Source organism: Pseudomonas sp. BMW13 (assembly GCF_013357275.1).
GTDB lineage: Bacteria > Pseudomonadota > Gammaproteobacteria > Pseudomonadales > Pseudomonadaceae > Aquipseudomonas > Aquipseudomonas khazarica.
The window spans coordinates 29,718-43,710 of sequence record NZ_SUKD01000012.1 but is presented as its reverse complement, the minus strand read 5'-3'; the positions used below and the strand labels follow the sequence as shown (position 1 = coordinate 43,710).

Here is a 13,993-nt window from a genome sequence, read left to right as displayed (position 1 = left end):
TCATCAATTGAATGCGGAAAAGTCGATATCGCGCCAGAGTGTGGCGTCAATGCCGGCAAAAGCGAAGAGTATCGGAAGACGCTCGGCGAATCCCTGGAAACCGTGGTCGCCACCGGCCTGGATGCGCAGCGCGCCGGCGCGGTAATAACGCTCGGCGTCGCGGTAGTCGAGGGTTTCGTCAGCGGTCTGCAGCCACACCTGATAGCGCTCGGCATCGACGGGGGGCGCGACCTCGAATTCGGCCAGCGCCGCGACGTGATCCTCGGTGAGCTCCCAGGTCTCGTCGCTGTAGTAGTTCTTCTGCGGGCCGAGGTAGCCGTCGAAGCGCAGGTGAGGCCGTACCGCCGGGTTGATCAGCAGTGCCTTGAGGCCATGCTGCTCGGCCAGGCAGGTGGCGTAGTAGCCACCCAGGGAGCTGCCCACCAGCACGGGGGCGCCCAGTTCGGCGACGAGCGCCTGCAACTGGGCCATGGCCTGGCGCGGGTGATGATGCAGCGCCGGCACGCGCAGCCGGTCGTCCAGGCCCAGGCGGGCCATGGCGCAACTCAGCTGGCTGGCCTTGTGCGAGGCCGGCGAGCTGTTCAGGCCGTGGATATAGAGGATGGATGCAGTCATGGAGCGGGAGGCTACTACAAAAAGCGGTTACAAGCTGCAAGCTGCAGGCTGCAAGAAAAAGCCGGGCGGTGGCCGTTGGGCTGCACGTCTCGCTTGCCGCTGGCTCAATAGCCCTTGACGCTGTAATCCACTTCGAAGTGGATGCCGGTGACGCGGGATATCCCGGTGTCCAGCGTGCCATCGGCGTGCAGGCGCAGCCAGCGATAGCCGGGGGCCTCGCTGCCGACCTGGAACTCCTCGCTGCCGGGGGCGAACTGCACGCAGGTCGACGGCGAGGCGAGCAGGCGCAGGTTGCCGCGCGGCTGGTCGAATTCCTGGTGGATATGCCCCCAGAGCACGGCGCGCGCCTGCGGGTGGCGGTCGAGGATGGCGAACAGCGCATCGGGATTGCGCAGGCCGATGGGGTCCATCCATTTGCAGCCGATGGCCACCGGGTGGTGGTGCAGGCAGATCAGGTGGTGGCGTTGCGGCGCTTCGGCGAGGGCGCGCTGCAGCAGTTCGAGCTGGCTGTCGGCCAGAAAACCGGGAACGGCGCCGGGGATCGACGAGTCGAGCATGATGATGCGCCAGGTGCCGAGGTCGATCACCGGCTGCAGCAGCTCGCTGTCCTTGCACACGGCCTGCATGGGCGGGGTTTCGTCATGGTTGCCAGCCAGCCAGCGGCACGGCGCGCCGATCGCTGCGGTGAGCTGCCGGAAACGCTCGTAGGACGCCACGCTGCCGTCCTGCGACAGATCGCCGGTGGCCAGGATCAGGTCGATCTGCGGCTGCTCCTGCTGCACCTGCTCGATCACGCGTTGCAAGCTGTCGCAGGTATCCATGCCCAGCAGCTTGCCGTTCGCTTCGGCGAACAGGTGACTGTCGGACAACTGCACCAGCAGGACCGAAGAATCAGCGGATGGGATGGGCAGGCTCGGCAAGACCGTCTCCTAGGGCTCAATCAGAGCAATTATGGTGGCTGCCGCAGCAAAGGGAAAACCCAGGAAGCGGACACAGATCACAGAAACTGGCACAACGTCGCGCTATCGGCCAGGGAGTGAAAAGCTTGATCGCCGGGTGGGCGGGGCTACATCACCGGCTGGGGTTCATGACCGCAGGCCAGGCAGTGGCTCAGCCATTCGCCGAGGAACAGGTTGAGCTGGCTCTTTTCATCCGGTTGATGCATCGCCGCGTTGGGGTAGGGGTAGCGAATGTGCAGGCGGCGGGCATTCTCGGCGCCGACCACTTCGGCCATGCGCGCGTCGTGATAGACCCTGACTTCCAGCTGTGGCACGGGCAACCAGGGCAGGCTGTGCTCCTGGCGAACGCGCAGCGTCGTGGTGTAGGGGCAGCTTTCCAGCACCTCCAGCGCCAGGATGCCGAGCAGGTGCTCGCCCTGGCTGAGGGCGACACGGCGGCTCTCGCTCTGTTCGCGCATGCGCGGCAGCAGGCGCATCAGGCGGGCGTAGTTGGCCTCGCAAGCGGCCTGCAGCTCGACCAGGTCGACCCGATAGCGCTCGCGTAGCAGGTTCACGACCACATGCCTCGTACTTCGTCGCGGTTCAGTGCCAGCCATTGCAGGGCGATGATGCTGGCCGCGTTGTTGATGCGCCCGTCACGCACGGCAGCCAGGGCGTCTTCCAGCGGCAGCACGTGCACGCGGATGTCCTCGCCTTCCTCGGGCAGACCATGTACGCCGCCCGCGCCACTGCTGTCGCAACGGCCGAGGAACAGGTGGACGAACTCGTCGGAGCCGCCTGGCGAGGGGAAATACTGGGTGATCGGCCACAGCGGGCCGAGCATCAGATCGGCTTCCTCGACCGCTTCGCGCCGGGCGACCTCCTCGGGCTCCTCGTCCTTGTCGATCAGGCCGGCGACCAGTTCCAGCAGCCAGGGGTTGGCCGCCTTGTCCATCGCGCCGACACGGAACTGCTCGATCAGCACCACTTCGTCGCGTTGCGGGTCGTAGGGCAGCACGCAGACGGCGTCGTGGCGCACGAACAGCTCACGGGTCAGTTGCGGGCCCATGTCGCCGGCATATTGCCGGTGGCGCAACTTGATCCGGTCGAGCCGGTAGAAGCCGCGAAAGCACGCCTCGCGCGCGAGGATTTCGATGTCGTTCTTGTCCATGGACACTCCTGATGGTCGTAACGGGCCCGGCAGACCTGTGGTCCGCCGACTGCGGCCCGTTACCCGTCACACTAGCGAGCATAGTGCCGCCAGATCAAGCTTCCATGACGGCCTGCTACACGCGCTGGTAGAGCTGGCTGCCCTGCGCCTTGAACTCCTCGGCCTTGGCCTGCATGCCTTGCTCGGCGTCCAGGTCGACGGCATTGATGCGCTGTTCCTTGGCGTAGTCGCGGACTTCCTGGGTGATCTTCATCGAGCAGAACTTCGGACCGCACATGGAGCAGAAGTGCGCCACCTTGGCCGAATCCTTGGGCAGGGTCTCGTCGTGGAAGGCGCGGGCGGTGTCCGGGTCCAGGCCGAGGTTGAACTGGTCTTCCCAGCGGAACTCGAAGCGTGCCTTGCTCAGCGCGTTGTCGCGGATCTGCGCGCCGGGGTGGCCCTTGGCCAGGTCGGCGGCGTGGGCTGCGATCTTGTAGGTGATGATGCCGGTCTTGACGTCATCCTTGTTCGGCAGGCCGAGGTGCTCCTTGGGCGTGACGTAGCAGAGCATGGCGCAGCCGAACCAGCCGATCATCGCGGCGCCGATGCCGCTGGTGATGTGGTCGTAGCCCGGAGCGATGTCGGTGGTCAGCGGGCCGAGGGTGTAGAACGGCGCCTCGTCGCAGCATTCCAGCTGCTTGTCCATGTTCTCCTTGATCAGCTGCATCGGCACGTGGCCGGGGCCTTCGATCATGCACTGCACATCGTGCTTCCAGGCGATCTTGGTCAGCTCGCCGAGGGTTTCCAGTTCACCGAACTGGGCGGCGTCGTTGGCATCGGCGATCGAACCCGGACGCAGGCCGTCACCCAGGGAGAAGGACACATCGTAGGCCTTCATGATTTCGCAGATGTCATCGAAGTGGGTGTAGAGGAAGTTCTCCTTGTGATGCGCCAGGCACCACTTGGCCATGATCGAGCCGCCACGGCTGACGATGCCGGTGACCCGCTTGGCGGTCAGCGGCACGTAGCGCAGCAGCACGCCGGCGTGGATGGTGAAGTAGTCAACGCCTTGCTCGGCCTGTTCGATCAGAGTGTCGCGGAACAGCTCCCAGGTCAGGTCCTCGGCGATGCCGCCGACCTTTTCCAGGGCCTGGTAGATCGGTACGGTGCCGATCGGCACCGGCGAGTTGCGGATGATCCACTCGCGGGTTTCATGGATGTGCTTGCCGGTGGACAGGTCCATGACGGTGTCCGAACCCCAGCGAATGCCCCAGGTCAGCTTGGCCACTTCTTCCTCGATGGAGGAACCCAGGGCGCTGTTGCCGATGTTGCCGTTGATCTTCACCAGGAAGTTGCGGCCGATGATCATCGGCTCCAGTTCCACGTGGTTGATGTTGGCCGGGATGATGGCGCGGCCGCGGGCGACTTCGCTGCGCACGAACTCCGGGGTGATCTCCTTCGGGATGTTGGCACCGAAGCTGTGCCCGGCATGCTGCTCGTCGAGCAGGCCGGCTTCGCGTGCCTCGGCCAGTTTCATGTTCTCGCGGATGGCGACGTACTCCATCTCGGGCGTGATGATGCCCTGCTTGGCGTAGTGCATCTGGCTGACGTTGTGGCCGGCCTTGGCCCGGCGCGGGTTGCGCACGTGGGCGAAGCGCATGGCGGAGAGTTCGGCGTCGTTGAGGCGGCGCTGGCCGAATTCGGAGGAGAGGCCGGGCAGTTTCTCGGTGTCGCCGCGATCCTCGATCCAGGCGCTGCGCACGTCGGCCAGGCCCTTGCGTACGTCGATGCTGACGTTCGGGTCGGTGTACGGGCCGGAGGTGTCATAGACGGTGACCGGGGCGTTGATCTCGCCACCGAAATCGGTCGGCGTCACGTCCAGGCTGATCTCGCGCATTGGCACGCGGATGTCCGGGCGCGAGCCCTGGACGTAGACTTTCTGCGAACGGGGGAAGGGCTGTACCGACTGCTGGTCGACCTGTGCCGATTCACTCAGGTTCTTTTGTTGTTGTGTGCTCATCAAGGCTCTCTCCGGGATAGGTGTCGGAGTTGGAACCTGAGCGGACGAGGGGCGCGAGATACACCACAGGCGGTGTCGAGAGGACTCGCCGGACGCTGGCGAGGACATCTTGTTCCCTACGCAGGCCTTAACCTGATCAGGTTCAACGGGATCCGGCAGCTGCCAATCTCAGCCCCGCATTTGGGGCACCCCGACAAGAACTCGGGCAGTCTAATCAAGCTGATGGAATAAAACCAACCCGGAGGTCAAAAAAACTCGACCCGTGCGTCGGAAACGGACCATCATCGCTGCGCCGGGCCGATTGTTCCCGACGAGCAACATAGCTTGCCGCCAGCTAGACTGTTCACGCCCATGGCGCGCTTGACCCTCGCCCGCGGCGCCCCGTAGCCTTGGCGATTACCGCCTATTCAAGGATCGACATTCATGTTGCGCAGACTTTCCCTGGCCCTCGCCGTGGCCGCCGCGACGGTGGGCCTGGCTCAGGCCGAAGAGGCACCGCTGGCCAGCAAGACCGACCTGGTCACCGTTTACCAGGAGGCCGCGAAGAACAATGCCGATATCGCCGCCGCCCGTGCCGACTATCAGGCGCGTCGTGAAGTGGTGCCGCAGGCCAGGGCCGGCCTGTTGCCCAACCTCTCCGCCGGTGCCAACTATGGCGATACGCGCACGAACGTCGATTCGCCGAGTGCCACCCTCTCGCGCAGCGGCCTGGTCTATCAGGCCAATCTCAGCCAGCCGCTGTTCCGCGCCGACCGCTGGTTCCAGCTGCAGGCGGCAGAAGCCACCAGCGAGCAGGCGGCCCTGGAGCTGTCCGCCACCGAGCAGAACCTGATCCTGCAGAGCGCCGAGACCTACTTCGCCGTGCTCCGTGCCCAGGACAACCTGGCCTCGACCAAGGCCGAGGAAGCGGCATTCAAGCGCCAGCTGGACCAGGCCAACGAGCGTTTCGACGTCGGCCTCTCCGACAAGACCGACGTGCTCGAGGCGCAGGCCGGTTTCGACACGGCCCGCGCCAACCGCCTGCTCGCCGAGCGCGCGGTGGACGACGCCTTCGAAGCGCTGATCGCGCTGACCAACCGTGACTATGTCGCCGTCGAGGGGATCGTCCACTCCCTGCCGGTGCTGGCGCCGACGCCGAACGACGCCAAGTCCTGGGTCGATACCGCTGCCGCGCAGAACCTCAACCTGCAAGCCAGCCTGTACGCCGTGACGGCCGCCGAGGAAAACCTGCGCCAGCGCAAGGCCGGCCATGCGCCGACCCTGGATGCCGTGGCCAGCTATCAGAAGGGCGACAACGACAGCCTGGGCTTCACCAACTCGGGCACCTTTGGTGCGCCGCGTTACAGCGGTGACGTTGCGCAGCGCTCCATCGGCCTGCAACTGAACATCCCGCTGTACAGCGGCGGCCTTACCAGCTCGCAGGTGCGCGAGGCTTACCAGCGTCTGGGGCAGAGCGAGCAACTGCGCGAGAGCCTGCGTCGTCAGGTGGTGCAGAACACCCGCAACCTGTTCCGTGCGGTGAACACCGACGTGGAAACCGTGCAGGCGCGGCGCCAGTCGATCATCTCCAACCAGAGTGCGCTGGAGGCCACCGAGATCGGCTACCAGGTAGGTACCCGCAATATCGTCGATGTGCTCGACGCCCAGCGTCAGCTGTACAGCGCCGTGCGCAACTACAACGATGCGCGCTACGACTACATCCTCAACAACCTGCGCCTGAAGCAGGCGGCCGGCACCCTCAGCCCGGCCGACCTGGATGCCCTGGGCAGCTTCCTCAAGCCGGACTACAACCCGGACAAGGACTTCCTGCCGCCGGATCTGGCCACTGCCGCCGAGGCGCGCCTGCAGAACAATCAGGATTTCTGATCCGTTGTGAGCAAAGAAAAAGCCCGACCTGAGTCGGGTTTTTTCGTTTTCGGCGCTATCGTCGCGGCGCCCTGCACTCCACCGGCATGGGCTAGAGCAGGCGGCGCAGGCCGTCGAGCAGACGCTCCAGGGCGCCCTGATTGGCCTTGAGCACGGCCAGACCGGCTGTGCTCATGCGCTGGGCTTCGGCCGGAGTGTCCAGCAGCGTGGCGGTGCGCTCAGCCAGTTGCGCGGCGTTCGCCACTTCGCTCAGCGCGCCGGCCGCGCGCAGTTGCGCGGCGATCTCGAGGAAGTTGAACAGGTGCGGGCCGCTCAGCACCGGCTTGCCCAGCGCAGCGGGTTCCAGCAGGTTGTGCCCGCCGTTGGCCACCAGGCTGCCGCCGACGAAAGCGATGTCCGCCAGCGCATAGAGAAACAGCAGCTCACCCATGGTGTCGCCGAGCAGCACCTGGTCGCCGGTTTGCACGGCTTCACCCGTGGCGCGGCGGCGTGTCGTCAGTCCATCGCTGAGGCAAAGTTCATGGACCGAGTTGAAGCGCTCGGGGTGGCGCGGTACCAGGATCAGCAGCGCGTTCGGCCGCGTCTCCAGCAATTGGCGATGGGCGGCGAGGACGATCTCGTCTTCGCCCGCATGGGTACTGGCGGCGATCCACACCGGGCGTTGCTCGGCCTGCCACTGGCGGCGCAGCTCGGCTGCACGCTGCAGCAGCTCGGCGTCGATCTTCAGGTCGAACTTGATCGAGCCGGTCACTTCCACGCAGTCAGGGCGTGCGCCCAGGTCGAGAAAACGTTGCGCTTCGGCCTGGGTCTGCACGGCGATCAGCGACAGTTCGGCGAGCATCGGTGCGGTGAGTTTGCCAAAGCGTGCATAGCCACGTGCCGAGCGCTCGGACAGGCGCGCATTGGCCAGCGCCACAGGGATGCCGCGTCTGGCGCACTGATGAATGTGGTTCGGCCACAGTTCGGTTTCCATCACCACGGCCAGGCGCGGGCGGACCCGGTCGAGGAAGCGCGCGGCGGCCCAGGGCAGGTCGTAGGGCAGGTAGCAGTGCTGCACGCTGTCGCCGAACAGGGCCTGGATGCGTTCGGAGCCGGTCGGGGTCATGCAGGTGACGGTGATCGGCAGCTCGGGGTAACGCGCCTGCAAGGCGCGGATCATCGGCGCGGCGGCGATGCTTTCACCGACCGACACGGCATGCACCCAGATGCCGCCGGGTTTCAGCGGCGGCAGGGCGAAGGAAAAACGCTCCTTGATACGGCGCGCGTAGGCGGGCGCCTTGCGTGCGCGCAGCGCCAGGCGCAGGGCGATCAGTGGCAGGGCCAGGTGCAGCAGCAGGGTGTAGAGGTGTCTGTTCATGGGCGCGCAGCTTATCGCTGCCGGCCGGGTGCTGGAAGGGCGATCATGCCGGTGGGCGCAACAGCTCGCGTGCCAGGCAGTCCGCCAGCCAGTTGGCGGTGGGGCCGAGCGCGCCGTCGCGGCGGCGGACCAGCTCCACCACCAATGGCAACGGCGCCCAGTCGCTGCGCAGTTCCTGCAGGTGGCCCTGGTAGGTCGGATACTGCGCCACGTGACGCGGCAGCCAGGCCCAGCCAAGGCCGCGAACCACCAGCTCGGCCATCGCGTAGAAGCTGTCGGCGCGCCATACCAGCGGGCTGATCTGCTCGCCGCCGGGATAGTGACTGTCCTGGGGCGTCATCAGCAGCTGGCGATGCTCGGCGAGATCGCGGCGCTCCACGCTGGCGAGCCTGGCCAGGGGGTGGTGCGGGCTGCACACGGTGACCATCTCGATGCTGCCCAGGTGCTGACTCTCCAGCTCGCGTGGCATCTGCTCATGGTGAAACAGCAGGCCAAGGTCCGCCTGACGCTGCAGCAGCTTGCGCGCCACGTCGCCCTGTGCGCCGCTGGCGAGCTGTACCTCCAGTAGCGGGAAGGCCTCGGCCAGGGCCTCCAGGCTGGCCAGCACCGGTTGGTAGGGCATGGCTTCGTCCTGTGCCAGGCGCAGGCGCGCCTCCTGCCCCTGGGCCAGGCCGAGTGCGCGAGCATCCAGGCGCTCGCATTGCTGCAGCACGCTGCGCGCCTCTTCCAGCAGGGCGCTGCCGGCCTTGGTCAGGCGTGGCTGCCGCCCGCTGCTGCGCTCGAACAGGGTCACGCCGAGGTCGCTTTCGAGCAGGGCGATCGCCGTGCTCACGGCGGACTGGGCGCGCCCGGTTTCCCGTGCCACCGCCGAGAACGAGCGGCTTTCCGCCGTGCGGACGAACAGATGGAGCTGGTCGAGGTTCCAGTTCATGGTCAACCTATCTGTTACGTTGATAGGTAATGACTTTATCCCATCGTCGAAGCCCTTAGAATCCCGGGCATTCTTTCAGGAGTCGCCATCATGCCCGGATACTTCTACCTGGCCATTGCCATTGCCGCCGAAGTGCTCGCCACCACCTCGATGAAGGCCATCGAAGGCTTCAACAAGCCGCTGCCGCTGTTGCTGGTGGTGGGCGGCTATGGCATCGCGTTCTGGATGCTGACGCTGGTGGTGCGCACCATCCCGGTGGGCATTGCCTATGCCATCTGGGCCGGCCTGGGCATCGTGCTGGTGAGCATCGCCGCCGCCTTCATCTACCAGCAGAAACCCGATCTGCCGGCCATGCTGGGCATGGGCCTGATCGTCAGCGGCGTGGTGGTGATCCAGCTGTTCTCCCACTCGACCGGGCACTGATCGGCCGACGGGCGCGAGGGCAGGCGGGTTATACTGCGCGCCTGTTTTTCGCCGAGGCCCGTTCATGTCCCAGTCTCTCAGCACCGATGTCCTGATCGTCGGCGGTGGTATCGCCGGCCTCTGGCTCAATGCACGCCTGCGTCGCCAGGGCTTCGCCACCGTTCTGGTGGAGTGCGGCAGCCTGGGCGGCGGGCAGAGTCTGAAGTCGCAGGGCATCATCCACGGTGGCGCCAAGTACGCCCTGCACGGCGCGCTGACCGGTGCTTCCGAAGCTATCGCCGACATGCCGCGACGCTGGCGCGAGACGCTGGCCGGCGCTGGCGAGCTGGACCTGTCCGGCGTGCGTATCCTTTCCGACGCGCATTACCTGTGGTCGCCGGGCACCCTGGCCGGCAACCTCACCAGCTTCTTCGCCAGCAAGGCGGTGCGCGGGCGCGTCGACCAGGTCAAGGGCGAGCAGTTGCCGCCGGCGCTGCAGCACCCGAGGTTCAAGGGCAAGGTCTATCGGCTCGCCGAGCTGGTGCTCGATGTGCCCAGCCTGATCGCCCGCCTGGCCGAGCTGGCTGGCGATGGGCTGCTGGCTGGCCGGCAGGTCGAGCCGCTGCGTGAAGGCGATGAACTGTGCGGGCTGATCGTCGATGGCCGCGAGATTCGCGCCCAGCGCGTGGTGCTCAGTGCCGGGGCTGGCAATGCCGAATTGCTCGCGGCCCTGGGTATCGAGCAGCCGGCTCAGCAACTGCGGCCGCTGCACATGGTGCTGGCCAAGGGGCCGGCGCTGAAGCCGCTGTATGCCCATTGTCTCGGCGGCGGACCGAAGCCGCGCGTCACCGTCACCACCCATCCGGCGGCCGATGGCCAATGGGTCTGGTACCTCGGTGGCGACCTGGCCGAGGCCGACGGCGTGGCGCGCGACGAAGGCGCGCAGGTCGCGGCGGCGCAGAAGGAGATGGCGGCGCTGCTGCCCTGGGTGGACCAGAGCCAGACGCGTTGGGCGACCTTGCGTGTGGACCGCGCCGAGCCCGCGCAATCGGGGCTGGTGCGCCCGGACAATGCCTTTCTCGCCGAACAGCAGAACCTGCTGGTGGGCTGGCCGACCAAGCTGGCGCTGGCGCCGGACTTCGCCGACCGGGTCCTGGCGACGCTGCAGCGCGACGGGGTGACGCCGGCGCATCATGCGTCGTTGCCCGAGCTGCCGCGCCCGGCGCTGGGGCAGCCGGTATGGGAGACGCTGCTGCCATGAGCGCCACCCTGCACGATCTGCATCGCCCGCTGGGCTCTACCGGCCTGCGTGTATCGCCGCTGGGACTGGGCACGGTCAAGCTCGGGCGCGACCAGGGGGTGAAGTACCCCAACGGCTTCACCATCCCCGATGACGCGCAGGCGAGTGCCTTGCTGCGCCAGGCGCGTGAACTGGGCATCAACCTGATCGATACCGCGCCGGCCTATGGCGTCAGCGAGCAGCGTCTCGGCCCGCTGCTGCGTGGCCAGCGCGACGAGTGGGTGATCGTCAGCAAGACCGGCGAAGAGTTCGAGCAGGGGCAGTCGCGCTTCGACTTCTCCGCCGCGCATACCCGCCTCTCGGTGGAGCGCAGCCTCAAGCGCCTGGAGACCGATCGTATCGACCTGCTGCTGGTGCACTCCGATGGTAACGACCTGGCGGTACTGCGTGACACCGGGGTGTACGACACGCTGGCGGCGCTCAAGCGCGAGGGCAAGATCCTCGGCTACGGGATTTCCGGCAAGACCGTCGAGGGGGGCCTGCTGGCGCTGGAAGAGGGTGACTGCGCCATGGTCACCTACAACCTGAGCGAGCAGGGCGAAAAGCCGGTGCTGGACTACGCTGCCACTCACGCCAAGGGCATTCTGATCAAGAAGGCGCTGGCCAGCGGGCATGCCTGCCTGGCCGAGGGGGTCGATCCGGTGCGCGCCAGTTTCGAGCTGATCTTCGCGCACCCGGGCGTCGGCAGCGCCATCGTCGGCACCATCACGCCGGCGCACCTGGCCGCCAACGTGGCCACCGTCGCCGCCGTGTTGCAGGGCCTGCGCTGAGCGGCTGCGGTCACGTCCTCTTACAGGCCGGGCTTGTGTTCGGCGCCGGCCTTGGGGCAGCCTTGAGCGGTTTCGTTTCACCCTGATCCTCGTGTGGAGGGCGGCTGCCCGGTCGCATCCGCGCCAAGCCGGAACAAGGAGTCGAGATGTCGCGTACGCTGATCCGCAAGGACCCGAGTAACTTCAAGACGCTGCCATTGTTCGTCGAGGCCACGGCCGATGGCCTGCGTTATCAGAGCCTGGGCGTGCCCCTGAACTTCCAGCAGATGCTGGAACGCCGCCGCCCGGTCGAGGTGGCCGACAGCTCGCGCTTCGCCGTGGAGCTGGCCAATCTCGGCGTGTCGGTGCGCCTGACCCTGCGCCTGCATGGGCGCGACTACTGGTTGCTGGTGCGCCAGCGTCGCCCGGATCGTGGCGATACCGTGCTCAAGCTGATCTCCGGCTACGTACCCGCGCACGAACTGAACCTGCCGCTGCTTACCGCCATCCAGGAAGTTGCCGAGGAGTGTCTGCTGGAAAGTGCCGAGGGCTGGCTGGCCGGGCGCTTTGCCGATACCTGGCTGCCGACACCCTATCAGGGCGCCCTGCGCTACCGCGAGGCCAGCCACTTTCGCCTCAGCCCGCTGTCAGGGGCGGCGCGGCCGGTGCAGTGCGGCAACCTGACCTTGCTGGAGCGCCCGCGTGCCTATGTGCATCTGCCCACCGCGTCCCTGCAACTGGTCTATGACATGAGCCTGGAGCTGCCGCGCGACGCCCGGCAGCTGAGCCTGTTCCATGTCGATGAGTGCCTGGAGGATGGGCGCCTGGTCGCCCGCCTGGAGCGTCGGCGCCCGGATATCTACTTGCTGGCACTGCATCAGGGGGCGCCCAGCGGCGGCCTGTTCACCCTGCGCAAGGGCGAGCTGCAGGCGGTCAGCACGCGAGGGCTGTGGCTGTCGGAAAGCTTCGCCGAGCAGGACGGCTGGCTGGTGCGTGACGAGCGCGTGCGCTGGAAGGACTGGCTGCAGCGCTACGGAGTGCCGACGCCGCAGCGGCGGGCCCAGGTCAGCGCCTAGGCCGATACCGGGCGTCAGTGCGCCCGGCTTTCGTGCATGCGCGTCAGCTGTCTTTCCAGCAGGGCCGGATAGGGGTCGAGCAGGCGTTCGACGCAGCTCGCACCCTCGGGGCTGGCGATCGGACGAATGCGTGCACGCTGGCGGGCCAGGCTGTCCTGTGCGACCCGTTGCTCGACCAGCAGCAGGTTGCGGCTGTGTTGTGACAGGGCGAGGGCGTCCAGGGCGCTGTCGCTGAGCAGCAGTTCGGCCTGGCCGAGTGCTTCCAGGTCGCTGCCGAGGGTCAGGCCCAGCTGCAGTTGCAGGGTGATGCCGCTGTCGGCCACCTCGATCTGCAGGGCGTGGCCGAGGGCGCGCATCAGCTCGCCGCAGCAGATGGCGTGGGTCAGGTAGTCCTCGCCGCACTCGCGCTCGTGGAACAGCATCAGGCTGCTGCCGTCCTTGAGCGTGTGCAGTTGCCCCTGGTACAGCGCGGAGGCCTGTTCCAGACAGGCGCGGTAGCGCTCCAGCAGGTCCAGCAGGCGTGTGCGCGGCAGGCGTCGCAGCTGTTCCTGGGCGCCGAGCTGGATGGCCAGCACGGCGCTGGCCTGTGCCTGGCGCTGCGGCTGGGGCGGGGCGCTGGGCGCACTGTCGTCCGCTTCGTCACGCAGGTCGGCGAAAGGGTCCTCCGGTTCGATCGAATCGGGCCAGGGCTTGAGGGCTTCGTCGTCATCATCGGCTGCGTCTGCGTCGATGCCGTGCTCCGCCAGCGGCTGCGCTTCCTGCTCGAAGTCGACGTCGTCGCTTTCCTGCGGGTAGTCGTCGGTGTCGAGCAGCGCGTCGTCTTCCAACTCTTCCAGCTCTTCCGGCTCGGGTTCGGGCTTTTCCGGTACCAGGCGCGCCTGCAGCTGGCGCGCCAGGTCACCGATCTCGTCATTGCGCCCCGCGCCTGGTGCCGGATCGTCCGGGTCGCGCAGCCAGAGCCGCAGCTGCAGCAGCGGCGTGGAGATATGCCGACCGAGACGCATGCTCAGCGACAGGGTCAGGGCCAGCAGGATCAGGCTGAGAATGCCCATGCTCTGCAGGCTGATGGTCATCGGTTGCTGGAACTGGCGCATGTCCAGGCTGATGCGCAACTGCCCGGCGATCACTTCCTGGAAGGTGATCTGCGTGGAGTACAGGCCGTCGCTTTCGCCCAGCATGCTGCGGGTCGGGCGAGTGCCGGACTCGGCGAGGATGCGGTTGTCCACGCTGTAGATGGCCGCATGGGCCACCAGCGGGTTCTTGGCCAGGTTGTTGAGCAGCACGTTGAGGCTGAGGATGTCGTTGGACACCAGCAGCTCGGTGGCGGAGGCGGCGGTCTGGGTGATCAGGCTCTGGCCCAGGGCGTCGGCCTGCTGCTGCATGGCCTGCTTGAACTGCATGCCCATGACCCAGGCATAGATGAGCATCGCCAGCGCCACCAGCAGCAGGCTGTGGCTGGCGATGCGCAGCACCAGAGGCACCCGCCGCTGACGCAGCGCGTGGAAGATCATGATGAAGAAATTGTCGGGCTTGACGGGCGCGGGCCGGTTCACAGAGCTCGGCTCTTGTCGACTGAAGATGCCGCGCAG

General features: G+C 66.8%; 13 protein-coding genes and 1 riboswitch. Of the genes, 5 read left to right on the top strand and 8 right to left on the bottom strand.

The window, feature by feature from the left end:
• Positions 1-3: 3 nt before the first annotated feature.
• From E4487_RS09340 to thiC, 5 genes are all read right to left on the bottom strand, one after another.
• The gene (locus E4487_RS09340; protein ID WP_175253200.1) at positions 4-615 is read right to left on the bottom strand and encodes a YqiA/YcfP family alpha/beta fold hydrolase; all 612 of its coding nucleotides are present in this window, start codon (positions 613-615) and stop codon (positions 4-6) included.
• 104 nt (positions 616-719) lie between these two features.
• On the bottom strand, positions 720-1,535 hold the full coding sequence (gene cpdA / locus E4487_RS09335; protein ID WP_037054872.1) for a 3',5'-cyclic-AMP phosphodiesterase: 816 nt from the start codon (positions 1,533-1,535) through the stop codon (positions 720-722).
• A gap of 146 nt (positions 1,536-1,681) precedes the next feature.
• The gene (locus tag E4487_RS09330; RefSeq protein WP_037054870.1) at positions 1,682-2,134 is read right to left on the bottom strand and encodes a DUF1249 domain-containing protein; all 453 of its coding nucleotides are present in this window, start codon (positions 2,132-2,134) and stop codon (positions 1,682-1,684) included.
• Positions 2,125-2,724 (bottom strand): NUDIX domain-containing protein, encoded by a 600-nt coding sequence (locus tag E4487_RS09325; protein WP_037054869.1) that lies wholly within the window; start codon positions 2,722-2,724, stop codon positions 2,125-2,127. The genes E4487_RS09330 and E4487_RS09325 overlap by 10 nt, the downstream gene beginning before the upstream one ends.
• A gap of 115 nt (positions 2,725-2,839) precedes the next feature.
• The gene (thiC, locus tag E4487_RS09320) at positions 2,840-4,723 is read right to left on the bottom strand and encodes a phosphomethylpyrimidine synthase ThiC (protein WP_150607873.1); all 1,884 of its coding nucleotides are present in this window, start codon (positions 4,721-4,723) and stop codon (positions 2,840-2,842) included.
• Positions 4,724-4,819: 96 nt separating this feature from the next.
• Positions 4,820-4,926, bottom strand: a riboswitch (TPP riboswitch).
• 220 nt (positions 4,927-5,146) lie between these two features.
• On the opposite strand from thiC, the gene E4487_RS09315 reads away from it, so the two are divergent.
• Positions 5,147-6,589, top strand: a complete 1,443-nt coding sequence (locus E4487_RS09315; RefSeq protein ID WP_175253199.1) for a TolC family outer membrane protein — start codon at positions 5,147-5,149, stop codon at positions 6,587-6,589.
• A 91-nt stretch (positions 6,590-6,680) separates the two neighbouring features.
• Here E4487_RS09315 and waaA read toward each other — a convergent pair whose 3' ends face one another.
• Together waaA and E4487_RS09305 are read right to left on the bottom strand one after the other, a co-directional pair.
• Complete coding sequence (waaA, locus tag E4487_RS09310) at positions 6,681-7,946, bottom strand: lipid IV(A) 3-deoxy-D-manno-octulosonic acid transferase (protein ID WP_175253198.1); 1,266 nt, start codon at positions 7,944-7,946, stop codon at positions 6,681-6,683.
• A 43-nt stretch (positions 7,947-7,989) separates the two neighbouring features.
• Positions 7,990-8,877 carry a LysR family transcriptional regulator gene (locus E4487_RS09305; RefSeq protein ID WP_175253197.1) on the bottom strand — a complete coding sequence of 296 codons (888 nt, stop codon included), beginning with the start codon at positions 8,875-8,877 and terminating at the stop codon, positions 7,990-7,992.
• A 90-nt stretch (positions 8,878-8,967) separates the two neighbouring features.
• Here E4487_RS09305 and E4487_RS09300 point away from each other — a divergent pair, with 90 nt between their 5' ends.
• The 4 genes from E4487_RS09300 to E4487_RS09285 all read left to right on the top strand — a co-directional run bounded on the left by E4487_RS09300 (position 8,968) and on the right by E4487_RS09285 (position 12,404).
• Positions 8,968-9,300: a multidrug efflux SMR transporter gene (locus E4487_RS09300; RefSeq protein WP_175253196.1), complete on the top strand. Its 333-nt coding sequence runs from the start codon at positions 8,968-8,970 to the stop codon at positions 9,298-9,300.
• Positions 9,301-9,364: 64 nt separating this feature from the next.
• Positions 9,365-10,540, top strand: coding sequence for an FAD-binding oxidoreductase (locus E4487_RS09295; RefSeq protein ID WP_175253195.1), 1,176 nt, complete (start codon positions 9,365-9,367; stop codon positions 10,538-10,540).
• Entirely contained in the window at positions 10,537-11,349 is an 813-nt protein-coding gene (locus E4487_RS09290) for an aldo/keto reductase (protein WP_037054858.1), read from the top strand. Before E4487_RS09295 ends, E4487_RS09290 begins: the two co-directional genes overlap by 4 nt.
• Positions 11,350-11,495: 146 nt before the next feature.
• A complete protein-coding gene (locus E4487_RS09285; protein WP_175253194.1) occupies positions 11,496-12,404 on the top strand; it encodes a metal ABC transporter ATPase in 909 nt (302 codons plus the stop codon).
• 14 nt (positions 12,405-12,418) lie between these two features.
• On the opposite strand, the gene E4487_RS09280 is transcribed toward E4487_RS09285, so the two are convergent.
• A complete protein-coding gene (locus tag E4487_RS09280; protein ID WP_175253193.1) occupies positions 12,419-13,957 on the bottom strand; it encodes an AhpA/YtjB family protein in 1,539 nt (512 codons plus the stop codon).
• Positions 13,958-13,993 lie beyond the last annotated feature (36 nt).

Coding starts and splice junctions, on each gene's coding strand:
- E4487_RS09325 (WP_037054869.1), bottom strand. CDS start 2,724: ATGGACAAGAACGACATCGAAATCCTCGCGCGCGAGGCGTGCTTTCGC.
- E4487_RS09295 (WP_175253195.1), top strand. CDS start 9,365: ATGTCCCAGTCTCTCAGCACCGATGTCCTGATCGTCGGCGGTGGTATC.
- E4487_RS09305 (WP_175253197.1), bottom strand. CDS start 8,877: ATGAACTGGAACCTCGACCAGCTCCATCTGTTCGTCCGCACGGCGGAA.
- E4487_RS09340 (WP_175253200.1), bottom strand. CDS start 615: ATGACTGCATCCATCCTCTATATCCACGGCCTGAACAGCTCGCCGGCC.
- E4487_RS09290 (WP_037054858.1), top strand. CDS start 10,537: ATGAGCGCCACCCTGCACGATCTGCATCGCCCGCTGGGCTCTACCGGC.
- E4487_RS09315 (WP_175253199.1), top strand. CDS start 5,147: ATGTTGCGCAGACTTTCCCTGGCCCTCGCCGTGGCCGCCGCGACGGTG.
- E4487_RS09300 (WP_175253196.1), top strand. CDS start 8,968: ATGCCCGGATACTTCTACCTGGCCATTGCCATTGCCGCCGAAGTGCTC.
- waaA (WP_175253198.1), bottom strand. CDS start 7,946: ATGAACAGACACCTCTACACCCTGCTGCTGCACCTGGCCCTGCCACTG.
- E4487_RS09285 (WP_175253194.1), top strand. CDS start 11,496: ATGTCGCGTACGCTGATCCGCAAGGACCCGAGTAACTTCAAGACGCTG.
- thiC (WP_150607873.1), bottom strand. CDS start 4,723: ATGAGCACACAACAACAAAAGAACCTGAGTGAATCGGCACAGGTCGAC.